25 protein-coding genes are annotated in these 23,799 nt (G+C 71.2%); 8 read left to right on the top strand and 17 right to left on the bottom strand.

Features of this window, described 5'->3' with window-relative positions; translation table 11 throughout:
- Positions 1 to 65: 65 nt before the first annotated feature.
- Positions 66 to 1,505: a hypothetical protein gene (locus OHU74_RS20725; protein WP_371617293.1), complete on the top strand. Its 1,440-nt coding sequence runs from the start codon at positions 66 to 68 to the stop codon at positions 1,503 to 1,505.
- Here OHU74_RS20725 and OHU74_RS20720 read toward each other — a convergent pair whose 3' ends face one another.
- The gene (locus tag OHU74_RS20720; RefSeq protein WP_371617292.1) at positions 1,506 to 1,895 is read right to left on the bottom strand and encodes an ATP-binding protein; all 390 of its coding nucleotides are present in this window, start codon (positions 1,893 to 1,895) and stop codon (positions 1,506 to 1,508) included. It abuts the gene before it with no gap.
- 152 nt (positions 1,896 to 2,047) lie between these two features.
- Between OHU74_RS20720 and OHU74_RS20715 the strand changes: the two genes are divergently transcribed.
- Both OHU74_RS20715 and OHU74_RS20710 read left to right on the top strand, forming a co-directional pair.
- Entirely contained in the window at positions 2,048 to 2,833 is a 786-nt protein-coding gene (locus OHU74_RS20715) for a Scr1 family TA system antitoxin-like transcriptional regulator (RefSeq protein ID WP_371617291.1), read from the top strand.
- A complete protein-coding gene (locus tag OHU74_RS20710; RefSeq protein ID WP_371617290.1) occupies positions 2,830 to 3,015 on the top strand; it encodes a DUF397 domain-containing protein in 186 nt (61 codons plus the stop codon). Before OHU74_RS20715 ends, OHU74_RS20710 begins: the two co-directional genes overlap by 4 nt.
- Here the strand turns inward: OHU74_RS20710 and OHU74_RS20705 are convergent.
- A complete protein-coding gene (locus OHU74_RS20705; protein ID WP_371617289.1) occupies positions 2,993 to 3,772 on the bottom strand; it encodes a TetR/AcrR family transcriptional regulator in 780 nt (259 codons plus the stop codon). The genes OHU74_RS20710 and OHU74_RS20705 overlap by 23 nt on opposite strands.
- A gap of 128 nt (positions 3,773 to 3,900) precedes the next feature.
- Here OHU74_RS20705 and OHU74_RS20700 point away from each other — a divergent pair, with 128 nt between their 5' ends.
- Together OHU74_RS20700 and OHU74_RS20695 are read left to right on the top strand one after the other, a co-directional pair.
- A complete protein-coding gene (locus OHU74_RS20700) occupies positions 3,901 to 4,875 on the top strand; it encodes an ABC transporter ATP-binding protein (protein ID WP_371617288.1) in 975 nt (324 codons plus the stop codon).
- 80 nt (positions 4,876 to 4,955) lie between these two features.
- Positions 4,956 to 5,696, top strand: coding sequence for an ABC transporter permease (locus OHU74_RS20695; RefSeq protein ID WP_371619747.1), 741 nt, complete (start codon positions 4,956 to 4,958; stop codon positions 5,694 to 5,696).
- Between the two features lie 87 nt (positions 5,697 to 5,783).
- On the opposite strand, the gene OHU74_RS20690 is transcribed toward OHU74_RS20695, so the two are convergent.
- The 7 genes from OHU74_RS20690 to OHU74_RS20660 all read right to left on the bottom strand — a co-directional run bounded on the left by OHU74_RS20690 (position 5,784) and on the right by OHU74_RS20660 (position 13,164).
- Entirely contained in the window at positions 5,784 to 6,053 is a 270-nt protein-coding gene (locus OHU74_RS20690; protein WP_330297923.1) for a DUF1876 domain-containing protein, read from the bottom strand.
- Between the two features lie 121 nt (positions 6,054 to 6,174).
- Positions 6,175 to 7,176 carry a porphobilinogen synthase gene (gene hemB / locus OHU74_RS20685; protein WP_330297922.1) on the bottom strand — a complete coding sequence of 334 codons (1,002 nt, stop codon included), beginning with the start codon at positions 7,174 to 7,176 and terminating at the stop codon, positions 6,175 to 6,177.
- 153 nt (positions 7,177 to 7,329) lie between these two features.
- Positions 7,330 to 8,997 carry a bifunctional uroporphyrinogen-III C-methyltransferase/uroporphyrinogen-III synthase gene (locus OHU74_RS20680; RefSeq protein WP_330297920.1) on the bottom strand — a complete coding sequence of 556 codons (1,668 nt, stop codon included), beginning with the start codon at positions 8,995 to 8,997 and terminating at the stop codon, positions 7,330 to 7,332.
- On the bottom strand, positions 8,994 to 9,962 hold the full coding sequence (gene hemC / locus OHU74_RS20675) for a hydroxymethylbilane synthase (protein WP_371617287.1): 969 nt from the start codon (positions 9,960 to 9,962) through the stop codon (positions 8,994 to 8,996). The genes OHU74_RS20680 and hemC overlap by 4 nt, the downstream gene beginning before the upstream one ends.
- A complete protein-coding gene (locus OHU74_RS20670) occupies positions 9,959 to 11,791 on the bottom strand; it encodes a glutamyl-tRNA reductase (RefSeq protein WP_371617286.1) in 1,833 nt (610 codons plus the stop codon). Before OHU74_RS20670 ends, hemC begins: the two co-directional genes overlap by 4 nt.
- On the bottom strand, positions 11,788 to 12,612 hold the full coding sequence (locus OHU74_RS20665; protein WP_371617285.1) for a redox-sensing transcriptional repressor Rex: 825 nt from the start codon (positions 12,610 to 12,612) through the stop codon (positions 11,788 to 11,790). Before OHU74_RS20665 ends, OHU74_RS20670 begins: the two co-directional genes overlap by 4 nt.
- Positions 12,613 to 12,885: 273 nt before the next feature.
- Positions 12,886 to 13,164 carry a glutaredoxin family protein gene (locus OHU74_RS20660; RefSeq protein WP_330297916.1) on the bottom strand — a complete coding sequence of 93 codons (279 nt, stop codon included), beginning with the start codon at positions 13,162 to 13,164 and terminating at the stop codon, positions 12,886 to 12,888.
- 124 nt (positions 13,165 to 13,288) lie between these two features.
- Here OHU74_RS20660 and OHU74_RS20655 point away from each other — a divergent pair, with 124 nt between their 5' ends.
- The 3 genes from OHU74_RS20655 (at position 13,289) to OHU74_RS20645 (ending at position 16,915) form a co-directional block, all read left to right on the top strand.
- Complete coding sequence (locus OHU74_RS20655; RefSeq protein ID WP_371617284.1) at positions 13,289 to 14,275, top strand: HAD family hydrolase; 987 nt, start codon at positions 13,289 to 13,291, stop codon at positions 14,273 to 14,275.
- Between the two features lie 373 nt (positions 14,276 to 14,648).
- Positions 14,649 to 15,467 carry an ECF subfamily RNA polymerase sigma factor, BldN family gene (locus tag OHU74_RS20650; protein WP_371617283.1) on the top strand — a complete coding sequence of 273 codons (819 nt, stop codon included), beginning with the start codon at positions 14,649 to 14,651 and terminating at the stop codon, positions 15,465 to 15,467.
- A 242-nt stretch (positions 15,468 to 15,709) separates the two neighbouring features.
- Positions 15,710 to 16,915 (top strand): DUF5667 domain-containing protein, encoded by a 1,206-nt coding sequence (locus OHU74_RS20645; protein WP_371617282.1) that lies wholly within the window; start codon positions 15,710 to 15,712, stop codon positions 16,913 to 16,915.
- A 102-nt stretch (positions 16,916 to 17,017) separates the two neighbouring features.
- On the opposite strand, the gene OHU74_RS20640 is transcribed toward OHU74_RS20645, so the two are convergent.
- The 8 genes from OHU74_RS20640 to OHU74_RS20605 form a co-directional block, all read right to left on the bottom strand.
- On the bottom strand, positions 17,018 to 18,019 hold the full coding sequence (locus OHU74_RS20640; RefSeq protein ID WP_371617281.1) for a lysophospholipid acyltransferase family protein: 1,002 nt from the start codon (positions 18,017 to 18,019) through the stop codon (positions 17,018 to 17,020).
- Complete coding sequence (locus OHU74_RS20635; RefSeq protein WP_371617280.1) at positions 18,019 to 19,098, bottom strand: NAD-dependent epimerase/dehydratase family protein; 1,080 nt, start codon at positions 19,096 to 19,098, stop codon at positions 18,019 to 18,021. Before OHU74_RS20635 ends, OHU74_RS20640 begins: the two co-directional genes overlap by 1 nt.
- A 95-nt stretch (positions 19,099 to 19,193) precedes the next feature.
- On the bottom strand, positions 19,194 to 19,292 hold the full coding sequence (locus OHU74_RS20630) for a 30S ribosomal protein bS22 (RefSeq protein ID WP_003948845.1): 99 nt from the start codon (positions 19,290 to 19,292) through the stop codon (positions 19,194 to 19,196).
- Positions 19,293 to 19,431: 139 nt separating this feature from the next.
- Entirely contained in the window at positions 19,432 to 19,641 is a 210-nt protein-coding gene (locus tag OHU74_RS20625) for a helix-turn-helix domain-containing protein (RefSeq protein WP_162688852.1), read from the bottom strand.
- 114 nt (positions 19,642 to 19,755) lie between these two features.
- The gene (locus OHU74_RS20620; protein WP_371617279.1) at positions 19,756 to 20,586 is read right to left on the bottom strand and encodes a phosphatase; all 831 of its coding nucleotides are present in this window, start codon (positions 20,584 to 20,586) and stop codon (positions 19,756 to 19,758) included.
- An 80-nt stretch (positions 20,587 to 20,666) separates the two neighbouring features.
- Positions 20,667 to 21,815, bottom strand: coding sequence for an acetoin utilization protein AcuC (locus tag OHU74_RS20615; protein ID WP_371619746.1), 1,149 nt, complete (start codon positions 21,813 to 21,815; stop codon positions 20,667 to 20,669).
- Positions 21,787 to 23,013, bottom strand: a complete 1,227-nt coding sequence (locus OHU74_RS20610; RefSeq protein ID WP_371617278.1) for an MFS transporter — start codon at positions 23,011 to 23,013, stop codon at positions 21,787 to 21,789. Before OHU74_RS20610 ends, OHU74_RS20615 begins: the two co-directional genes overlap by 29 nt.
- A 59-nt stretch (positions 23,014 to 23,072) precedes the next feature.
- Positions 23,073 to 23,750, bottom strand: coding sequence for an HAD family hydrolase (locus OHU74_RS20605; RefSeq protein WP_371617277.1), 678 nt, complete (start codon positions 23,748 to 23,750; stop codon positions 23,073 to 23,075).
- Positions 23,751 to 23,799: the final 49 nt, after the last annotated feature.

Raw genomic sequence — 23,799 nt, 5'->3', positions numbered from 1 at the left:
ATGAAATGTGCTGGGGGGCCGGCCGGCGCGAGCGCCGCCCGGAGCCAGCAGTAGGGGGAAAACAAATGAAGCTCAAGCGCATGACCCTCGTCGCCGCCGCGGCCATGGTCGGCCCGACTCTGCTCGCGGCCACCCCGGCCATGGCCGACGACCAGCCGGCCGTGACCGTGCCGGACGCAGCCCCGAAGGACGACGCGGCACCCGTCGCCGACCCGGCGCCGGAGACGGCTCCGGTCGCCCCGGCCGTCCCCGTCGTCCCGGTCGTCCCGGTCGTCGAGCAGCCCGCCGCACAGGCGCCCGCTCCGGTCACCCCGGCCCCGGCGGCGGGGAAGCCCGCCGAGGTCGCCCCGGCCGCCAAGGCCCAGAACAGCCCGCCGGACTCGATGCTGATGGGCCCGGACGTCACGGTGGCGGGCATCCCGGAGGACGGATTCAAGGCCGGCGGCGGCTGGACCCCGCTGACCGTGACCGTCGACAACTCGGCCAACATCGAGGTCGCCAACCTCACCCCCCGCATCAGCGTCGGCAGGGCCGGAGGCAAGCTGAAGGCCGGGCACTTCAAGATCGAGTACCTCGCCCCGGACAATTCCTGGAAGTCGGCCGAGTGGGTCAACGCCGACGAGCCCTCCAGCATGAGCGACTTCTCCCTCGGCGCGCCCAGGACCGTCCCGCGCGATGGGGGTTACACCATCCAGGTGCGCATCAGCTTCTCCGCGGACGCACCGGTCGTCGCCTTCCAAATGGCGTCCGACGCCCTGAGCATCCGGCCCGACGGCGGGCGGGCCTGGGCCAGCACCACCTGGTACGAAACCAGCATCGCCGGGGCGAAGGCCGATCCCAAGCTCCAATTCAAGGAGGGGCCGACGCTCACCCTGAACGGGGTGCCCACGGACGGCTTCAAGGTGGGCGGCGACTGGCAGAACCTCAACCTGCACCTGGACAACTCCGGCAAGCCGGCAGTGGACGGGTTCGACCTCGGCCTCCTGGTCGCCCGCCCCGACAATGCTTCGTTCAAGCCCTCGCACATCCAGGTCGAGATGTACGGCCAGAACGGCTGGCAGCCGATCGAGACACAGGACGGCGAAGCACCGTACCCGTTGCTCGCCTTCGGGATCAGCGACGGCCGCATCACCGCGGGGCAGGTCTCCGACATCAGGCTCCGGGTGCGCTTCACCACCGCCGCCACGCTCGGGGACGTCGTGCTGCAGGCGATCGGCATGGGCCCGTACAACCAGAAGGAACACTCGTACGTCCGCAGCACCTCGGCGGGCCATCTGACCCAGATCCTCCCCGCCGACGCGGCCACGGGGAACACCGGCAACCAGCCCGCCCCCAACGGCGGTGCCAAGCCGATCAGCGACACCACCACCCAGACCGGCGGCGAGCTCGCTGCCACCGGTAGCTCCCCCGCCACCACCTGGGCCCTCGGCGGAGCCGGCGTGGCCCTGGCCATGGGCGCGGCCCTGGTCGCCGGGACCGGTCGGCGCCGTCGGCCGACGGCCTAGTCAGCGGAAGCGGAACTCGCACCACACGACCTTGCCCGGCGCCCGGGGCAGCACGCCCCAGGCGTCGGCGAGGCCGTCCACGATCGCCAGCCCCCGCCCCGGCGGCCGCTCCGTCATCCGCGAGAGCCCGGGCCCGCTGTCGTGGACCTCGACCCGGACCGTGCCGTCGAAGGTGAGCAGCCGCAGCAGGTAGCCCCGGCCCCGCGGGACCCCGTGGCGCAGCGCGTTGGTGGCCAGTTCGCTCACGCAGAGCAACACGTCGTGCTGCCGGTCGGCCCTCCCCCACACGTCCAAGGTGTCACGTGTGAAGTGGCGCGCAGCTGCGACGGTTCGGGGTGAGCGCAGGTAGAGCCGGTCCCGCACGAGGGCGGGTCGAGTATGCAGATTCACCTCTCGATCGTCGCGTTACGTGACTAACGTGTGGCCGAGCGCCAAGCCGTACTCAGTGATGAGTACGGGTTGGCGAGGGGTAGTTCACGGGCCCAGGTGGGGAGTTCACCGTCATGCCACCGAGGAAGCGCACCCGGCCGAACGCGACGACCATGAAGATGGTCGGCAAGCAGGTGGCCGCGGCCCGCATCGCGAAGAACCTGACCCAGAAACAGCTCGGAGAGCTGGTCAATCTGGACGCGGAGACCATCGCGTCGATCGAGCAGGGGCGGCGGGCGCTGATGCCGAATGTCGCGGAGCTCATGGACCAGGTACTGGGGCTGCCCGGGCTGCTGGCCGTGGCTGCACACGAAATGCCGCTGGTGGATACGACTCCTCCATGGGCGGAGGAGTACATGGATCTGGAAGACAGAGCCGTTGCGCTCTCCTGGTACGAGTCCATCCGCATCCCGGGGCTACTCCAGACCGAAAGCTACGCAAGGGCCCTGTTCCGCAACCGCGTACCGGCCCACCCCGAGGAAGAGATCGAAGCTCTCACCGTCCGCCGTGTAGCCAGGCATGCCATCTTGCGCCGCAAGGCCCCACCGAGCATCAGCTTCATCCTCTGGGAAGCCGCATTCCAGGCCCGCATCGGCGGGGAGGAGGTCTATCTGGAGCAGCTGCACCATCTGCGCACCTGTATGGACCTACCGAACATCACACTGCAGATCCTGCCCTTTGGGCAGACCACCCACCCAGGCCTCAACGGTCCGTTCATCCTTCTGGAGACGCCGGACCACCAGCACTTCGCGTACTCCGAAATGCAGCGCGGCAGCCTGTTGATCTCCAATGCGGACGAGGTCAGCATCCTCGCCCGCAGGTATGCAATGCTGCGGACTCAGGCCCTCAACACCGAGCAGACGCGAGGCCTGTTGAGCCGCCTGCTAGGAGAGACATGAGTGCCACGACCGCACCGAAGTGGTTCAAGTCCAGCTACAGCGGTGACGACGGGGATGCCTGCGTAGAGGTAGCCACCTGCTCAGGGACCGTCCACGTCCGCGACTCCAAGGTCACCGACGGCCCCGTACTCGACCTGACCCCCGCCGCCTGGGCCGCCCTTACGGAGTGGACCGCTCGCTGATCAGCTCCGCCAGGCCGTCCAACAGGCGGCCCAGCGCGAAGCGGAACTGGAAGTCCGGCTCGTCGGAGCCGGTGAACGCGTCGGATTCCAGTAGCCGGGTCACCGCCGGATGGGTGTCCGGGCCGGTGAGCAGCCGCAGCATGCGTACGTACTGGCCGACGACCTGGTCCGGTGAGACGCCGGACTTCACGATGGCTTCCATCATGTCCGCGGCCATGGTCGCCTCGTTCCGCACGAGGCCGCCGATCAGGATGATCGTCGAGAGCTTCTCGGATTCCCGCAGGCCGGTGCCGGCCATGGCCGCCAGTCCGCGGTCCATCCAGGCGAGCTGATTCGGGCTCACCGGTGCCCCGGTGATCGGGATGCGCAGGATCCACGAGTTGGCCATCAGGACGGCCCGCTGCGCGTACGCCCAGTCCGACAGGAGTTCCCGCCAGCTCCGGCCGTCCGCCTCCGGGGGGAGCGGTGGCGGGGTGCCGACGCCCGCGTCCGACATCAGGATGTAGAGCTCTTCCTTCGCCGTGACGTACCGGTAGAGGGACATGGTCGAGACGCCGAGCTCCTTGGCGACCCGGCCCATGGAGACGGCGTCCATCCCCTCGGTGGCGGCGAGGGACACGGCCGCCTCCACGATCCGGGCGAGCGTCAGCGTGGGGCGCGGCCCCTTGCCGGGGCGTTCGCGCAGGCCCCAGGCCATTTCCAGGCTCGCCGGAAGCCCGGTGCCTTCCACCGGTTCCCTCTCCGGCTCCTTCGCCATGGCCGCCCGCTCCCGCATTCGTCGTTGACCCACATCCTAGTTCTGTGTATTACTTACACAGAAGCGCGTACGACATACGCAGAAGACAGAAGCCGGAACGCATCACACAGAAGGGAGCGTGGTCCGCGATGGCCACGAACGACCTCGGCATCCACGCCACCGCCCTGACCAAGTCCTACGGCGACCTCCGCGTCCTCGACGGCGTCGATCTGGCCGTCCCGCGCGGCAGCGTCCTCGCCCTCCTCGGCCCCAACGGCGCGGGCAAGACCACCACGGTCCGCCTCCTCGCCACCCTCACCGCACCCGACCCCGACTCCGGCACCGCCCTCGTCGCGGGGTACGACATCACCGCCGACCGCGCCCGCGTCCGCCAACGCATAAGCCTCACCGGGCAGTTCGCCGCCGTCGACGACCTCCAGACCGGCTCCGAGATGCTCCGCACGACCGGCCGGCTCTGCGGACTCTCCGCCCGCGCCGCCCGGTCCCGCGCCGACGAACTCCTCGCCCGCTTCGGACTCGCCGAAGCCGCCGGACGCACGGCGAAGAGCTACTCGGGCGGCATGCGCCGCCGCCTCGACCTCGCCGCGAGCCTGGTCGCCCGGCCCGAGGTGATCTTCCTGGACGAGCCGACCGCCGGGCTCGACCCGCGCAGCCGCCAGGAGCTGTGGGACCTCGTACGGGAACTGCGCGCCGACGGCACCAGCGTGCTGCTCACCACCCAGTACCTGGAGGAGGCCGACCGGCTCGCCGACCGGGTGGCCGTCCTGGCCGGCGGACGGATCGCCGCCGAAGGCACCCCGGCGGAACTCAAATCCCGCGTGGCGGGCCACCGCCTCGACCTGACCCTCGCCAGCCGGGCCGCCTACGACGCACTGGCCCCGCGAGCGGCCCGGCTCGCGGCGGGCGAAGGCGCCCCCGCCCCGGAGGACCTCACCCTCGCCCCGGAGGAGCTCGGCCTCAGCCTGCCCACCGACGGCAGCGCCGCCCACGTCCGGTCCCTGCTCGACGCACTCGACCCCGACCACACGGCCGTGGACCGCTTCTCGGTCCGCGGCGCCACCCTCGACGACGTGTTCCTCACCCTGACGGGAGCCGCTCCGTGACCACTTCCGCACCCACCGCCGCCGCCGCAACGACCGTCGCGGCCCGCCCCGCCGCTCCCCCGGTCCGCCCCGGCGTCCTCGTGGCGGCCCGCACCCTCGCCGGGCGCAGCCTGCGCATCAGCAGCCGCCAACCGGACGTCCTGATCACGGCGTTGATGCTGCCGGTCATGCTGATGCTGATCTTCGTCTACTTCTTCGGCGGAGCCATCGACACCGGGACGACCTACGTGACCTACGTGGTCCCGGGAGCGATGCTGCTCTGCGCCGGCTTCGGCGCGGCGAGCACCGCCGTCAGCGTCGCCACCGACATGAAGGAAGGCGTGATCGACCGCTTCCGATCCCTGGACATCGGCGGCGTCCCGATCCTGGCCGGGCACGTCGCGGCCTCGGTCCTGCGCAACCTCGTCTCCACCGGCCTGGTCCTGGCCGTCGCGCTCGCCATCGGCTTCCGTCCCCGGGCCTCGCTGTCCGGCTTCCTGGCCGCGGCCGCGCTCCTGGTCGCGTACATCACCGCGATCTCCTGGCTGGCCGCGACGCTCGGGCTGCTCGCCAGGACACCGGAGGCGGCGGGCGGCTTCACCTTCCTGATGATGTTCCTGCCGTACCCGTCCAGCGCGTTCGTCCCCATCGACACCATGCCCGGCTGGCTCCACGGCTTCGCCGACCACCAGCCGCTGACCCCGGTGATCGAGTCCCTCCGGGCCCTGCTCCTGGCCCAGCCGGCGGGCGACGCCCCCTGGGTGGCCCTGGCGTGGTGCGCGGCCATCGGCGTGGTGTCCGTGGCCCTGGCGGCCGTCCTCTTCGAGCGGCGGACGCGGTAGGCGACGCGGAACGGCTCGGCACTGCGCGGGACCGCGCGGACGGGCCCGGTGCGCCGACACGGCGCACCGGCCCCGGATCCCGACGCGTCAGTGCAGCGGGTACGAGTGCCGGCCCGTAGCCGCGTCGATCTCCGTGTGGGCCTTCTGCAGCATCTGGGACGCGATGTCCATCAGCGCGCGAGCGCCCGCGATCTCTTCCCCGACCCGCAGTTGCTCCGGGTCGGAGGGGTGACGCATGGCGTAGCCGTGCGCCCGTACTTCGGAGCCGTCCCCGAGTCTGACCAGGGCCGCCGCACTGGTTCGGTGGCCCTCCTCGGTGAATTCGAGCTCCACATGCCACCCGACGAGCGTGGTCATGGCACATCACCTCCAGGGTTCCGTGCACCCTGCCTCCAGGGTGCACCTGCGCAGGAGGCGATGCGAGTCGGCCGGGAACGCGCTCCGGCTCAGCCCTACCGCGCAGACCTCCCGCTCAGCCCTACCGCTCGGACCGCAGCCAGCCCGCGACCTCCGTGGCCCAGTAGGTCAGGATCGTGTCCGCGCCCGCGCGCTTGATGCCGAGGAGGGTCTCCAGGATGGCGCGGTCGCGCTCGATCCAGCCCTTCTCCGCCGCCGCCTCGATCATCGCGAACTCGCCGCTGATCTGGTACGCGGCCACCGGGACGTCCACGGACTGCGCGACCCGGTAGAGGATGTCGAGGTAGGGGCCTGCCGGCTTGACCATCACCATGTCGGCGCCCTCCTCCAGGTCGAGGGCGAGCTCGCGCAGCGACTCGCGGGCGTTCGCCGGGTCCTGCTGGTAGCTCTTGCGGTCGCCCTGGAGGGACGAGGCCACGGCCTCGCGGAAGGGCCCGTAGAAGGCGGAGGAGTACTTCGCCGTGTAGGCGAGGATCGAGACGTCCTCGTGCCCGGTCTCGTCCAGCGCGTCGCGGATCACGCCGACCTGGCCGTCCATCATCCCGCTCGGGCCCACCACGTGGACGCCCGCGTCGGCCTGGACCTGCGCCATCTCCGCGTAGCGCTCCAGCGTCGCGTCGTTGTCCACGCGGCCGTGCTCGTCCAGGACCCCGCAGTGGCCATGGTCCGTGTACTCGTCGAGGCACAGGTCGGACATGATGACGAGATCGTCGCCGACCTCCGCCTTCACGTCGCGGATCGCGACCTGGAGGATCCCGTCGGGCTCGGTGCCCGCGGTGCCCCGCGCGTCCTTGTTCTCGTCCGCCGGGACCCCGAACAGCATGATCCCCGAGACCCCCGCCTCGACCGCCTCCACGGCGGCCTTCCGCAGCGTGTCCCGGGTGTGCTGGACCACGCCCGGCATCGCCGAGATGGCCAGCGGCTCGCTGATGCCCTCCCGGACGAACGCCGGGAGGATCAGGTCCGAGGGGTGCAGCCTGGTCTCCGCGACCATCCGCCGCATCGCCGGGGTGGTGCGCAGCCGACGGGGCCGCGAGCCGGGGAAGGATCCGTACGCGCTCATCTTCAGGTCGCCTCTTCGAGCTTCGACAGCAGTCGGGACAAGCCTAGGGCCCTCCCCGACCCGGCCCCGCCCGCCCCCGTCCCGGCCCGCTTCGAACATGCCACAGGGCCCGGGCGCGCACCGCGCCCGGGCCCTGTGAGGGAACCGGCTGCCTCAGGTCGTACGGCGACGCCGCGCCCCCGGGCGCCGCTCGCTCGGCCGGTAGACGTTCTCCCCGGCCTCCTTCGCCGCCTCGCGGCGCGCGGCCCCGTACGCGGCCAGGGCTTCGGCGAGCTTGCCCACGCTCGGCTCCGGCGACAGGACGTCGACCCGCAGGCCGTGTTCCTCCGCCGTCTTGGCGGTGGCCGGGCCGATGCACGCGATCACGGTGACGTTGTGCGGCTTGCCGGCGATGCCCACCAGGTTGCGGACGGTGCTCGACGAGGTGAAGAGCACGGCGTCGAAGCCGCCGCCCTTGATCGCCTCGCGGGTGTCCTGCGGCGGCGGCGAGGCGCGCACGGTCCGGTAGGCGGTGACGTCGTCGACCTCCCACCCGAGCTCGATCAGCCCGGCGACCAGGGTCTCGGTGGCGATGTCGGCGCGCGGCAGGAAGACGCGGTCGATCGGGTCGAAGACCGGGTCGTACGGCGGCCAGTCCTCCAGCAGACCGGCGGCGGACTGCTCCCCGCTGGGTACGAGGTCGGGCTTGACCCCGAACTCCACCAGCGCGGCGGCGGTCTGCTCGCCCACGGCGGCGACCTTGATGCCCGCGAAGGCACGGGCGTCGAGCCCGTACTCCTCGAACTTCTCCCGTACGGCCTTGACCGCGTTGACGGAGGTGAAGGCGATCCACTCGTAGCGGCCGGTCACGAGCCCCTTGACCGCGCGCTCCATCTGCTGCGGGGTGCGCGGCGGCTCCACGGCGATGGTCGGCACCTCGTGCGGCACCGCGCCGTACGAACGCAGCTGGTCGGAGAGCGAGGCGGCCTGCTCCTTGGTGCGCGGTACGAGCACGCGCCAGCCGAACAGCGGCTTCGACTCGAACCAGGACAGGTCCTCGCGCCGCGCGGCGGCGCAGTGCTCCCCGACCACGGCTATGACCGGCCGCGAACCCTCCGGCGAGGGAAGGATCTTGCCCTGCTTGAACACCTGGGCGATGGTCCCCAGGGTGGCGCTCCAGGTCCGCTGGCGGGTGGTCGTGCCGGCCACCGTCACGGTGAGCGGGGTGTCGGGCTTGCGCCCGGCGCTCACCAGCTCGGCGGCGGCCGCCGACACCGTCTCCAGCGTCGCGGAGACGACGAGGATGCCGTCGCTGGCACCCACCTCGCTCCAGCAGCGCGCGGAGGCGTTGCGGGCGTCCACGAACCGGACGTCGGCGCCCTGCTTGCCGCTGAGCGGCACCCCGGCGTACGCGGGCACGCCGACGGCGGTCGCGACACCCGGGACGACCTCGAAGGGGATGCCCTCGGTCGCGCAGACGAGCATCTCGTCGGCCGCGTTCCCGTCGAGCCCGGGGTCACCGGTGACGGCACGGACGACCCGCCTGCCGGAGCGCGCGGCCTCCATGACAAGATTGGCGGCGTCTCGGATCACCGGGACTCCGGCGGCTGCTGACTTCTCGTCAGCAACCGTCAGCTGAGGCGTGTCCACCCCCGCGCGCGCATGCGCACGTACGACCTCGAGCACCTCGGGCTCGGCGATCAGTACGTCCGCGGCCGCCAGGGCCTCCACGGCGCGAAGCGTCAGCAGTCCCGGGTCGCCCGGGCCGGCACCGAGGAAGGTGACGTGCCCGTGGACGGCGACGGCCGCACGTGCGGAGGTGGTTGGGCTTGTGGGGTTCAAAGCGACCGCTCCCCCATCAGACCGGCCGCGCCCTTCGCCAGCATCTCGTCCGCGAGTTCGCGGCCGAGCGCCATGGCTTCGTCATACGACTGGGGCACGGGACCGGTGGTGGACAGCTGCACCAGCGTGGAACCGTCGAGGGTTCCCACGACTCCACGCAGGCGCATTTCATTGACAGTCTGCCCGTCGGCCAAAAGGTCGGCGAGCGCACCCACGGGGGCGCTGCAACCGGCCTCCAGGGCGGCGAGCAGGGCACGTTCGGCAGTCACGGCGGCCCGCGTGTACGGGTCGTCGAGCTCGCCGAGCGCGGCGATCAGGTCCGTGTCGGACGCGAGGCACTCCACGGCCAGGGCACCCTGGCCGGGTGCGGGCAGCACGTTGTCGACGGACAGCAGGTCGGTGGCTTCGTCTCCGCGACCGATCCGGTTGAGCCCGGCGGCGGCGAGCACGACGGCGTCGAGCTCCCCGCTGTGCACGAAGCCGATCCGGGTGTCGACGTTGCCGCGGATCGGGACGGTCTCGACGACCTTCCCCAGGCTCCGGGCGTACGCGTGGATCTGCGACAGCCGCCGCGGCGAACCGGTCCCGATGCGCGCACCGTCGGGCAGCTGCTCGAAGGTCAGGCCGTCGCGGGCGACGAGCGCGTCCCGGGGGTCCTCGCGCTGCGGCATGGCCGCGATGACGAGCTCGGCGGGCTGCGTGGTGGGCAGGTCCTTCAGCGAGTGCACGGCGAAGTCGACCTCACCGCGTACGAGGGCCTCGCGCAGGGCGGTGACGAAGACGCCGGTGCCGCCGATCTGCGAGAGGCTCTCGCGGGACACGTCGCCGTAGGTCGTGATCTCCACGAGCTCGACGGGCCGGCCGGTGATCGCCCGTACCGCCTCGGCGACATGCCCGGACTGGGACATGGCCAGCTTGCTTCGCCGCGTGCCGAGCCTCAGGGGCTGGTCGAGACGTGGATTCATGATGCCCGTCCTGAGTCGTGGTTCTTGTCAGCCTCGTCGGCCCGGCTGACGGAGGCCACCGTCTGCGGGTCGAGATCGAAGAGTTCGCGCAGCGCCTCGGCGTACCCGGCGCCGCCGGGTTCGCTCGCGAGCTGCTTGACGCGCACGGTCGGCGCGTGGAGGAGCTTGTCGACTACGCGCCGCACGGTCTGAGTGACCTCGGCCCGCTGCCGCTCGTCGAGATCGGGCACGCGCCCGTCGAGCCGCGCCACTTCCATGGCGACGACCTCGGCCGCCATGGCGCGCAGGGCGACCACGGTGGGCGTGATGTGCGCGGCGCGCTGGGCGGCCCCGAACGCGGCCACTTCCTCGGCGACTATCGCGCGCACGGCATCGACATCGGCCGCCATGGGCGCGTCCGCGGAAGCCTCGGCCAGCGACTCGATGTCGACCAGCCTCACGCCCGGGATCCGGTGCACGGCGGCGTCGATGTCCCGCGGCATGGCGAGGTCCAGGAGCGCGAGCCGTACGGGCTGCGCGTCCACCTGGCTACGGGCCCCCTTGCGCGGCTGCCGCTGCGCGGCCGCCTCGCCCTGGTCGGCCCAGGTCCCGTGGAGTTCCAGCGAGCTGGCGTCGACCCCGGTCAGCGCGGCCCGCCCGTCGGCGGTCCGCGCCGGGTCACCGGCGAGCGCGTCGAGCCCGACGGGACACCCGTCACGGTCCTCGACGGCCACCTTGCTCCGCACGGCCCCGGCATCGGCGATCCGCTGCCCACCGGCGGAAGCGGCGGCAAGCCGCGCGACGAGCGCGGAATCCAGCCCGGCGGGCGACTCCTGCCCGGCCAAATCCAGCCCCGCGGCCAAATCCAGCCCCGCGGCCAAATCCAGCCCCGCCGGCGTTTGATGCGCGGGGGTCCGGGGGCTGGCCCCCGGCAACGGCGCCGCACCGGCATCGGGTCCGGGGCGAAGCTCCGGCGAACGGTGGAAGGGCGGGTAGGGGACAGCCCCCGCAGGTTCGGACCCCACGGCGGCGGCAACGTCGTCCCCGGTCAGCACCAGCCCGGTCGCGCCCGTGCACGAGACGACCACATCGACTCGTGTCAGCTCATCCGCGACCAAAGACATCGGCACGGCCGAAGCCGCCACCCCGGTGCCCGAGGCAACCAGAATCTCGGCCAGCCGCTCCGCCCGCTCGGCGGTCCGGTTCGCCACGACGATCTCGGCGACGCCGACCCGCGCGAGCGTCGCCGCCGCCAGCGAGGACATCGACCCGGCACCGATGACGAGCGCCCGCTTCCCCACGGCCCACTCCCCCACCGGCACGTGCACCGCGAGCTGTTCCAGCCCGAAGGTCACCAGCGACTGCCCGGCCCGGTCGATCCCGGTCTCGGAGTGCGCCCGCTTGCCGACGCGCAGCGCCTGCTGGAAGAGGTCGTTGATCAGACGCCCCGCGGTGTGGAGCTCCTGCCCCAGCGCCAGCGCGTCCTTGATCTGCCCGAGGATCTGCCCCTCGCCGACCACCATCGAGTCCAGCCCGCACGCCACCGAGAACAGGTGGTGGACGGCCCGGTCCTCGTAGTGCACGTAGAGATAGGGAGTGAGCTCCTCCAGCGCGACGCCACTGTGCTGCGCCAGCAAGGTGGAAAGCTCGGCAACACCCGCGTGGAACTTGTCCACGTCCGCGTACAGCTCGATGCGGTTGCACGTGGCGAGCACCGCCGCCTCCGCCGCCGGCTCCGCGGCCAGCGTGTCGTGCAGCAGCTTGATCTTGGCATCGGCGGACAGCGAGGCCCGCTCCAGCACGCTCACGGGCGCGCTGCGATGGCTCAGCCCTACGACGAGCAGACTCATGCCGGCATCACCGCCGGTACGTCGCCCTCCGGGCCGTTCTTGCGCGCGACGGCGGCCGCGCGCCCGGCGGGCGGCACGACGGCCGCGGCCGGGGCCGCGCCCGTACCGGCGCCGCTCACCGCGGCGGGGCCGCCGGCGGCTGCGGCCGCGGCGGCTTCCTCGCCGGCTTTGCGCTGCTCGTGGAAGGCCAGGATCTGCAGCTCGATCGACAGGTCGACCTTGCGCACGTCGACGCCGTCCGGCACGGAGAGCACCGTCGGCGCGAAGTTCAGGATGGAGGTGACGCCCGCGGCGATGAGCCGCTCGCTGACCTGCTGGGCCGCCCCGGCCGGGGTCGCGATGACCCCGATGGAGACGCCGTTCTCCTCGATGATCTTCTCGAGGTCATCGGTGTGCTGTACGGGCATGCCGGCGACGGGCTTGCCGGCCATGGCCGGATCGGCGTCGATGAGCGCGGCGACGCGGAAGCCGCGGGAGGCGAAGCCGCCGTAGTTGGCGAGGGCCGCGCCGAGGTTACCGATGCCGACGATGACGACCGGCCAGTCCTGGGTCAGTCCGAGCTCGCGGGAGATCTGGTAGACGAGGTACTCCACGTCGTAGCCGACCCCGCGGGTCCCGTAGGAACCGAGGTAGGAGAAGTCCTTGCGGAGCTTCGCGGAGTTGACTCCGGCGGCCGCCGCGAGCTCCTCGGAGGAGACCGTGGGTACCGATCGCTCGGAGAGCGCCGTGAGGGCGCGCAAGTACAGCGGAAGCCGGGCGACAGTGGCCTCGGGAATACCTCGGCTGCGGGTCGCCGGTCGGTGAGTTCGGCCAGTTGCCACGATGCTCCTGCGGGATGAGCGGGGCTGCAGGTGGCCACTTGTCCCAGGACCACCCCGTCGAATGCAGGCTATGTCTTTGTGAACGCGTGCACAAAGATTGTGTCCGCTTTGTCCGAGCAAAGTGACCGGGGTCACGCGCCCCGGACACGCAGGGCGGGAACCATCGACACGCCGAACCCGTTCAAATCCCAAAGGGGGCAAAACCGTACACACTCCTCACCGAAACGCCCCCGAGACCCTATAAATCGCCCACGATCGTAACCGGCCGAGCGGTCAAGCCTGCAATGCCCGTCGGAGCCGGTCAGGGTTCACCCGCCAGAAGGTGTGCTGTTCGCCGTCCACCAGCACCACGGGAATCTGTTCCCAATGCAGGCGGTAGAGCTCCTCGTCCTGCGAGATGTCCTTCTTCTCCCACTGTGCCCCCGTCTCGGCGCACACCTTCTCGACCACTTCCTGGGCCTCATCACAGAGATGACACCCCGGCTTCCCGATGAGCGTGACCACCCGCTCCTCGGGACGCTTCTTTCCGGCACGGCGCAGCAAAGGACTCATGTCCCCATTCTCCCGCGCCCGCGCACCGGCCGGTCCTGCCCGGAAACCCGGGAGGTACGAAGAGTTCACGCCCCTGATTCGCAGCGGTTCGGGAACTCCCGAACACAGTGGCTATGCTCGCGTCATGGCCGCACTGGGATGGCTCACCCCCCGTAGGCGCTCCGCCACCGCGCGGAGCGTGCTGGCAGGCGAGGCCTCGGCCGAGGCCGCCCGCAAGACCGCGCTGGCCGAAGACGATCTCGACGCCCTGGGCCCGGACGCCCGGGGAGCCGAGGACCCGCAGGCCGTCGCACCCGAGCTCGTCGAGCCCGAGGACGAACCCGAGTTCCCCGTCGCCGGGGACGACCTGGCCGCCGCCTTCTTCGACCTCGACAACACCGTCATGCAGGGCGCCGCGATCTTCCACTTCGGACGCGGCCTCTACAAGCGGGAGTTCTTCCGCCGCCGCGAGCTCGCCCGCTTCGCCTGGCAGCAGGCCTGGTTCCGGCTCGCCGGGGTCGAGGACCCCGACCACATGCAGGACGCCCGCGACAGCGCGCTGTCCATCGTCAAGGGCCACAAGGTCTCCGAGCTGATGTCCATCGGCGAGGAGATCTACGACGAGTACATGGCGACGCGGATCTGGCCGGGCACCCGCGCCCTGGCCCAGGCCCACCTCGACGCCGGCCAGAAGGTGTGGCTGGTGACGGCCGCCCCCGTGGAGACCGCCACGATCATCGCCCGCCGGCTCGGCCTGACCGGGGCCCTGGGCACCGTCGCCGAGTCCGTGGACGGGGTCTACACCGGCCGGCTGGTCGGCGAGCCGCTGCACGGCCCCGCCAAGGCGGAGGCGGTACGGGCCCTGGCCGCGGCCGAGGGGCTGGACCTCGATCGGTGCGCCGCGTACAGCGATTCGCACAACGACATTCCGATGCTGTCGCTGGTCGGACATCCTTACGCGATCAATCCCGACACAAAACTGCGCAAGCATGCCCGCGCCCACGACTGGCGCCTGCGCGACTATCGGACCGGTCGCAAGGCCGTGAAGGTCGGCGTCCCGGCCGCCGCCGGAGTCGGCGCGATCGCGGGCGGCGCGGCCGCCGCGATCGCCCTGCACCGCCGCCGCAAGTAGCCGCTGCGGGGCCCTGACCGGCCCCCGCCCGGCCTCCCGGCCCGCCACCCCCGGCCCGCCCCGGGGGCAGGGGCATTCGCTCACCTCTACCCGCGCCCCCTGCGCTCCACTCCGCCCTGCCCGACTCGGTCGTGAGCACCCGCGGAAGCAGCCATTCCGCGTACCCAACCGATCAAGAAACGATCACCAACTGCTACTGAATATGCCCTCGACACGCAACAGAAGTGTCGGAACCGGTGATTTGAGCAACTGGGTGTAGCGCTGCCTGTACGAAGCGTTATTCTCCTCAAACGCATGCCACCGCCCATCTGTCGCCACGACGGGTGAACGGTCCCGCACTGCACGTGATGGAAGCTCTGCCACTGGGAGTCCCGTGTACCCACCTGTCGGGGTTGACGCCTCGGGCCTGGCTACGCTGCGCGCAACGGTCATCGACCACCTGCGCGGCTTCGTCCCCACCGCGTACGCCGTCCCCGCCTTCGCCGCCGCGGTCCCCGCCGGACTCGGCCCGGCCGGTCCTTGCTATGCCCTGACCGACGGCGGAGCAACGGTGGGCAGACGTGGTCGCACCGGCGCCGCGGCCACCGGCAGCTCAGCCGCCGGGACCACCGCCCCCGCCGCCCGCCGACCCACCGCGGACAGCGACCAGGCCCGCATGATGGACCTGGTCGAACGCGCCCAGGCCGGCGAGGCCGAAGCCTTCGGCCGCCTGTACGACCAGTACAGCGACACCGTGTACCGCTACATCTATTACCGCGTGGGCGGCAAGGCGACCGCGGAGGATCTCACCAGCGAGACCTTCCTGCGTGCGCTGCGCCGCATCTCCACCTTCACCTGGCAGGGCCGCGACTTCGGCGCCTGGCTCGTGACGATCGCCCGCAACCTGGTCGCCGACCACTTCAAGTCGAGCCGCTTCCGCCTGGAGGTCACCACAGGCGAAATGCTCGACGCCAACGAGGTGGAAAGGTCCCCCGAGGACTCCGTCCTGGAGTCCCTCTCCAACGCGGCCCTGCTGGAAGCCGTACGGAAACTCAATCCGCAGCAGCAGGAGTGCGTGACCCTGCGCTTCCTGCAGGGCCTCTCGGTCGCCGAGACGGCCAGGGTGATGGGGAAGAACGAGGGCGCCATCAAGACGCTCCAGTACCGGGCGGTCCGCACGCTGGCCCGCCTCCTCCCCGACGACGCCCGCTGACGCCGCCTCTCCTCTCACACCCGGTATCTCTCCCTGATGACATTGATGACACCGACGACGCTGTGGTCCGATCATCCTTCGTCCGTAACCCAAGTGCCGCGCCGCTCGTTGTGGGGAATGCAGGCTCCCTGTGGACAAGCCCTGCCCGAAGCCGCTCACTCGAAAGGGTGGATGTGCTCAAGGAAGGCAACCTTCCGGACACCTTGGGGAGTCGATCGTCATGACGAGAGGAGGTGCCGCCAGTGATCGCGAACGTGACTCCGCACCGGCGGGCGAACGCCTTCGCCCAGGCCCTGGAGGATCGGACCCCGTCCGACCTTTCGGAACCGGACCCGGCGGCCGAGCAGTCCGAGGCACCTGCCGAACCTGCCGACCACGACCGGTTGTTGGCCCTGGCGAGCGTGCTCGGCGAAAGAATGCCGCGCCCGGTGCTGGATCCCGAGGTCAAAGTGGTGCAACGAGCCCAGCTCATTGCAGCCATGGAGACCATGGTGATGGAGGAAAGGGCCGGGGGCAGTGCCGCCTCGGACCCTCAAGTGCCCGAACAGCGGACCGGCCGCGGCGCCCACCGGGCGACCTCGCTCCGGAAATTGCGGCCCCGCTCCCGCTGGTCCAAGGGCATCGCAGCGGGCGGCCTCACCGTAGGTGTGGCCGCGGGGGCCTTCAGCGGCGTGGCCGCTGCGAGCACGGACGCCCTGCCGGGTGATCACCTGTACCCCGTGAAGCGGGGCATGGAGGACATCCGGCTCGGGATGGCCGCGGACGATTCGGACCGGGGCGAGCTCTATCTCGACCAGGCCTCGAACCGCCTGTCGGAAGCCCGGAGGCTGATGGAGCGCGGCCGGCTGGGCCCGCTGGACCACGAGTCCCTCGGCGAGATCCGCCGGGCGCTCGCGGGCATGAAGCACGATGCCTCGGAAGGCCACCGCCTGCTCCAGGCCGCGTACGAACGGGACGGCTCGCTCGGCCCGATCCAGACGCTGTCCTCGTTCTCCCGCTCGCACCGCGACGCGTGGGACAAGCTCCGGGGCAACCTCCCCATGCAGCTCACGGACGTGGGCGGCGAAGTGGAGTCGGTGTTCCAGGCCATAGACGAAGACGTGGCGCCGCTCCAGAGCCTGCTCCCCAAGCCTCCCGAGCAGACCCGCGGCTCCGGCCCTTCCACGAAGCCGAGCACCCCGGCGGGCAAGCAGCAGACGGCACCCTCCCCGGGCGCCCCGTCGGCAGCCCCCGCCCCGTCCTCGGGTGCGGCCACCGGATCCGCCCAGACCCCGCCCCCCGGCGGCGGCCTCCTGGGCGGTACGGGAAATCTGCTGAACCCGCCCGCGGGCCAGCCGACCCCGTCCACCCCCGGCACCCCGGACCTCCCGCATCCGGACATCACCCTCCCGCCGCTCCTCCCGGGCCTCCTCCCGGGCCTGGGCATCAAGGCGGAGGACGCGGACTAGCAGCACCAAGAACGCCGGCGAGGCAATTCCAGCCTCGCCGGCGTTTGAGGCGCGGGGTCCGGGGCGGAGCCCCGGCAACGGCGCGTCAGAAGACTGTGCGCCTCAGAAAAAGACGGACCGTCGCTGCACCAGCAGCTTGTACAGCGTGTGCTGGATCTGTTCGCGCACCTGGTCGGTCAGGTTGAACATCAGCATCGGATCCTCCGCCGCCTCAGCCGCGTACCCCGCGGTGGCGATCGGCTCCCCGAACTGGATCGTCCACTTCGTCGGCAGCGGCACCGCCCCGAGCGGCCCCAGCCAGGGGAACGTCGGAGTGATCGGGAAGTACGGGATCCCCAGCAGCCGCGCCAGCGTCTTCGCGTTGCCGATCATCGGGTAGATCTCCTCCGCCCCCACGATGGAGCAGGGCACGATCGGCGTCCCCGCCCGCAGCGCGGTCGACACGAACCCGCCGCGCCCGAACCGCTGGAGCTTGTACCGCTCGCCGAACGGCTTCCCTATCCCCTTGAAGCCCTCGGGCATCACGCCCACCAGCTCCCCGGCCTCCAGCAGCCGCTGCGCGTCCTCCGCGCAGGCCAGCGTGTGGCCGGCCTTGCGCGCGAGCTCGTTCACCCCGGGCAGCATGAACACCAGGTCCGCAGCCAGCAGCCGCAGGTGCCGCTCCGCCGGGTGGTGGTCGTGCACGGCCACCTGGAGCATCAGCCCGTCCAGCGGCAGCGTCCCGGAGTGGTTGGCCACGATCAGCGCGCCGCCCTCCTTCGGGATGTTCTCGATGCCCTTGACCTCGACCCGGAAGTACTTGTCGAACAGCGGCCGCATCAGGGACATCAGGACCTGGTCCGTCAGCTCCTTGTCGTAGCCGAAGTCGTCGACCTCGTACTCCCCGGTGATCCGGCGCCGCAGGAACGCCAGCCCGCCGGCGATCCGCCGGTCCCAGCCCGCACCGGCCGGACCCGAGGGCTCGGGCGCGGCCGCCACCACCGGCTCGACCACGGGCTCCACCGCCGGCGCGGTCCCCGGCGGCTCGGGCGCGACCCGCACCCGCCTCGGCGGCCGGCGCCGCGGCCGGTCCTCGTCGAACGGAATGACCTTGGCGTCCGCCACTATCGCTTCGCTCCCTCAGTCACATCACCAGCGTCTACCGCGTCTACCCCCAGCAGCTCCGCCACCCGGTCCACGGCCCGCCCGGCCCGCTCCGGCGGCAGCAGCCCGCTCCCCCGGCTCCGCGTGAAGTCCGCGAAGGTCTCGGCGGTCGTGTACATCGGCCGGAATCCCAGGACTTCGCGCATCTGGGTGGTCTCCACGACCCGCCCGTGCGTGAGGAGCCTTATCTGTTCCGGCGAGAAGTCCGTCGCCCCGACCGCCCGCAGCGCCGAGCCCACCCAGGTCACCCCGGGCAGCGGCAGCGGCAGGGCCGGCCGCCCGAGCCGCCGGGTGCACTGGGACAGCAGCAGCACCCCGTCACCCGCGATGTTGAAGGTCCCGCTGTTCAGTGTCCCCCGTTCGGGCTCCCCCGCGGCCAGCCGCAGCACGTCCAGGACATCGTCCTCGTGCACGAACTGCAGGCGCGGGTCGTAGCCCAGCACGGTCGGGATCAGGGGCATCGAGAAGTATTCGGCGAGCGCCGAGTCGGCGAAGGGGCCGAGGATGTTCGCGAGCCGCAGTACGCACACGGCGACGTCGGGCCGCCTGCGCGCGAAGCCGCGTACGTACCCTTCGACCTCCACCGCGTCCTTGGCGAAGCCGGCCGCGGGCAGCGATTTGGGCTGCGTGGTCTCGGTGAAGACGGCCGGATCCCTCGAGGTGCCCCCGTACACACTGGTACTGGACTTCACCACGAGGCGGCGTACCGTCGGGGACTTCTGGCAGGCCCCGAGGAGCTGCATCGTCCCGATGACGTTGGTTTCCTTGACGGTGCTGTACGAACCCGAGCCGGCACCCGTCGCCGCGCCCCCGGTGACCGCCAGGTGGACCACCGTGTCCACGTTGTTCTCGGCGAGCACGCGGGCGATCGCCGACTGCCTGATGTCCGTACGGACGAACTCGGCCGATCCCAGCCGGTGCGGCGGCGTCACCGCGTCGACCGCGATCACCCGCTCGACCTCCGGGTCCCGCTGGATCCGCCGTACGAAACGGCCCCCCAGCTGCCGGGCAGCCCCGGTAACGAGCACGACCTTCCCCACGAGCTCAGCGCCTCCCTCGAAGAAGTCCCCCGGCTGCACCGCAGCCCCTCCACCAGGATGGTGGAGGGGCTGCGGAGAACACGTACAGCTGCCGTTTACTTCTTGTTACGACGCTGGACGCGGGTGCGCTTGAGCAGCTTGCGGTGCTTCTTCTTAGCCATCCGCTTACGCCGCTTCTTGATAACAGAGCCCACGACTACCCTCGCTCATCTCTCACTCGGTGCGGGGCGTCTGGGCCCACACGACCTACGTCGGCCTAGCCTACCCGCCAGAGCTCTGAGCTTGTAATCCGAGTGCTTCGGAGGGGTCGCCAGGTGCTCCCGGCCCTTGCCCTCAGGCCGATTCCACCCCCACGAAGGACTCGCGAAGGTACTCGTGCACCGCGTTTTCCGGGACCCGGAAGGACCGGCCCACCCGGATTGCGGGCAGATGTCCGTTGTGCACCAGGCGGTACACGGTCATCTTCGACACTCGCATCACCGAGGCGACCTCCGCCACGGTCAGGAACTGAACCTCACTGAGAGGCCTCTCGCCAGCAGCCATGACACACCTTGACCTTCCGCGCATGACGGGCACCGGCTTCCCCTCCGGTTACGCCCCGTCGTCGCACGCTCACTCCCCAGAGTAGGGGCGTGTGATACGAGTGGGGAAGAGGAGCTACGGCCACTCCTGCCCGACCGGCAGCCGAGCCCGGTCCAGCACGTACCGAGTCAGCGGCAGGTAGTAGTCCGCGCGCACCGCGTCATCAAGCGGAACGGCCACCGACACCCGCCCCTCGGCCTCCCCGACGAACAGCGCCGGATCATCCGTATCGGCCAGCCCGATCGCCTCCACACCGAGCTGACCTGCGCCGCAGACCCACCCGTGGTCCCCCACCACCAGCGCCGGCAGCGGCCCCCCGGCCTCCGCCAGCGCCCCCAGCGCGATCCGAACCGGCAGCGGCGAATGGGTGTGCGCGCCGGTCGCACTCCCGGGCCCGCGCGCGCCGCCTTCCCGCACCAGTGCGACCCCCCGTACGTAATCGATCCTGTGCCGGCGTACGCCGAACCGGGTCTGCACGTCGACAGTGGCCCCCCGCGCCGGGGTGAGGACTTCACATCCCGCCGCCGACAGCGCCTGGGCCAACCTGGCGTAGAACCCCAGGAGCCGGTGCGGGTGACCGGTCCCGAACAGTACGGGCGCCCGTGCCCCGGCGGCCGCGCGCAGCCGCCCCGCGAAGGCCTCCAGCCCCGCCACCGTGCGCTCCGGATCGATCACGTCCGGCCCGCTGACGTGCGCCGGATCCGCCGAGACCCCGCACTTGTCCGCCATCAGCCGCAGGAGGTCACCCTCGCCCCAGCCCCACTCCGGATCCAGCCCCAGCAGCACCCGCGGATCGCGCGCCGCGAACAGCCGGTAGCTCCGCAGGCTCTCCTCCCGTGAAGTGGCGACGGGCCCGGCCAACCGGGCGGCCAGCAAATGCGCACGCAGCGCGCCGGTGCTCAACACGCTCCGATGCTGCCTCAACACATCTGCCGGATCATCAATTCCTGGCAAGAGCCCCACAGTTGGCCTAAGCCCTGTAGGGGTCAGGTCAGCATGCCCCGCAGCGGGAAGACGGCCCGCCGGGTGGCCAGTACGGCCTGATCGATCCGGTCCGCGGGGTCGTACCCGGCGTCCCAGTCCCGCCAGGACACCGCCCGCCCGTCCGTCATCCGGGCCGGGGCCACCTGCCGGGTCCGCGCGTACGCCTCGTCCCGCCAGGACGCCGGGACCGCCGTCTCGGGATCGATCGGCCTGTGCCCGGCGATGGCCACCAGGTGCGTCCACGACCGCGGTACGACGTCCACGACCGCGTACCCGCCGCCGCCCAGCGCCAGCCAGCGGCCGTCCGCGTGCTCGTGCGCGAGCGCGTGGCACGCCTCCTGGACCGCCCGCTGCGCGTCCAGCGACACCGCCAGATGGGCCAGCGGGTCCTCGAAGTGGGTGTCGGCCCCGTGCTGGGTCACCAGCACCTGCGGCCGGAAGTCCGCCAGCAGCTCCGGCACCACCGAGTGGAAGGCCCGAAGCCACCCCTCGTCACCCGTCCCGGCCGGCAACGCGATGTTGACCGCAGAGCCCTCGGCCGCGGGCCCGCCCGTCTCCTCGGGCCAGCCGGTCTGCGGGAACAGCGTGCGCGGATGCTCGTGCAGGGAGATGGTCAGTACCCGCGGGTCGTCCCAGAAGGCCGCCTGCACGCCGTCCCCGTGGTGCACGTCCACGTCCACGTACGCGACCCGCTCGGCGCCCAGCTCCAGCAGCCGGGCGACCGCCAGGGCCGCGTCGTTGTACACGCAGAACCCGGCCGCGCCCCCCGGCATCGCGTGGTGCAGCCCGCCGGCGAAGTTCACCGCGTGCTCGGCGTCCCCGCGCCAGATCGCCTCGGCGCCCGCCACCGACTGCCCGGCGATCAGCGCGGACGCCTCGTGCATCCCGTGGAAGGCAGGATCGTCCGTGGTCCCGAGCCCGTACGAGCCGTCCGCGACCCCGGGGTCCGCGGACACCTCGCGCACGGCCGCCACGTAGTCCTCGCGGTGGACCAGGCGCAGCGTGGACTCACCCGCCTGCCGCCCGGCCCGCACCTCCAGCTCCCGGTCGAGCCCGAAGGCCCGTACCAGGCCCATGGTCAGTGCCAGGCGCACCGGGTCCATCGGATGGCTCGGTCCGAAGTCATACTTCGTTACCGCCTCGTCCCACATCAACAGCCCTGTCACCGACTCGCCGCTCATGCCCGACACCGTATCGGGCGCCCTGCGCCCCGAACGAGCGGGCGTAGAAAAGAGTGACGAGGACGAGCACCATCGGCACGAGCATCGCGCCCCGGTAGTTCCAGGCGTCGCCGATCCCGCCGACGAGCGGCGCTCCGATCAGGAAGCCGACGTAGTTGAAGATGTTGAGCCGCGCGATCGCGGTGTCGGAGGAGTTCGGGAACAGCCGCCCGGCGGCGGCGAAGGTCTGCGGCACGATCACGCACAGCCCGATCCCCAGCAGCGTGAAGCCGAGCATCCCCGTCCAGGCCCCGGGCGCGACCGCGACCACGGCGAACCCGAGGGCGGCGACGACCGACCCGATCCGTACGACGCTCACGGCCCCGAAGCGGCGCACGCCCTGGTCCCCGACGGCCCGGCCGAGCAGGGTGGTCACCATGTAGACGTTGTAGGGCACGGTCGCGAGCTGCGTCGAACTCCCCAGCACGTCATGCAGGTACTTGGCGCCCCAGTTCGACACCGTGGAGTCCCCGATGTACGCGCACGCCATCACCAGGCACAGCGGCAGCAGCAGCTTGAACCCGCCGGGCCCGAGCCCCATGGCATCGGTGGAGACCGCCTTGCCCTCCTGGTCCACGTAGAACCAGCTGGCGAAGAGGGTGAGCGGCAGCAGGACCACCACGGCGGGCAGGTACGAGGTGAACAGGGAGAGGTGCCAGTGCACCCCGGCCCAGGAGGCGGACGCTCCCAAAATCCCACCGAGGCTGTAGGAAGCGTGGAACCCGAGCATGATGCTGCGCCCGTACGCGCCCTGCAGACTCACCCCGAGCATGTTCATGGAGGCGTCCAGCGTCCCCACGAACAGACCGAACGCCCCGAGCGCCAGTGCCACGTGCCACATCTCATTGCCTGCGCCGACCCCGAGCAACGCCAGCAGGACGAGCGGCTGCGCCCACCGCAGTACGGTGCTGGGCGCGAGCCGCTTCACCAGGTGCTCGGTGGCGACGCTGGACACACCGGCGAGGATGGGCACGGCGGCTAGGAAGACGGGCAACAGCCCGTTGGATATCCCGTACCGATGCTGAATGTCCGGCAGCCGTGTCACGAGCAGCGCGAAGGTCACGCCCTGCACGAAGAAACTGAACCCCAAGGCCCCGCGCCCGCGGCTCAGCCGCGCGTCTGCTGTCATGGCGGCTCAGCGTAGGCGCCGGTCCTACCGGTGGGTAGAGCGATCACATATCGATTGGGTCAGTGATCGAATCCGCCGGTGTAGCCGCCTTCGAGGCCGAGCAGTCCGAGCAGTTGGGCCATGTCCCCGAAGTATCCGGTGGCGCCGGGCAGCCGGTCGGCGGGCATCATCGCGGTGTAGGCGAAGACGTCCATGCCCGCGGCGATGGCGGCCTGGACGCCGAGCGGGCTGTCCTCGACGACCACGCAGCGGGCGGGGGCCACGCCCATCTGGTCGGCGGCGTGCCGGAACAGGTCCGGGGCCGGCTTGCCCTTGCCCACGTCCTCGGAGCTGAAGATCCACTCCTCCTCGAACCACTCGTCCAGCCCGGAAGCCCGGTGCCCGACCCGGATCCGCTCGTGGCTCCCGGAGGAGGCGAGGCAGTAGGCCGTTCCCGTCTCGACGAGTGCGGCCAGGACGTCCCCGACCCCCGGCACGGGCTTGAGCTCCCGCTCGAAGGCCGCGAAGGTACGCGCGTGCAGCGTCTCGTCGAAGTCGTCCGGCAGCACCCTCCCGGTCCGCTCCCGCACGAGGTCGTGCACCCGGTGCACCGCGGCTCCCATGTAGTCGCGCAGCGACTCCTCGTACGAGGTCGGGTGCCCCAGCTCGGTCAGATACCCGGCGAGGATGCTGTTGGCGAGCGGCTCACTGTCCACCAGCACGCCGTCGTTGTCGAAGATGACGAGGTCGTAGCCCATGCGACAACCCTACGAGCCGTCAGCACGAATCCATCCGGACCCCATGCCG

It is taken from the genome of Streptomyces sp. NBC_00454 (genome assembly GCF_041434015.1).
Taxonomy (GTDB): Bacteria; Actinomycetota; Actinomycetes; order Streptomycetales; family Streptomycetaceae; genus Streptomyces.
Note: the sequence above shows the minus strand (reverse complement) of the source record. Positions and strands in the feature narration are given on the sequence as shown.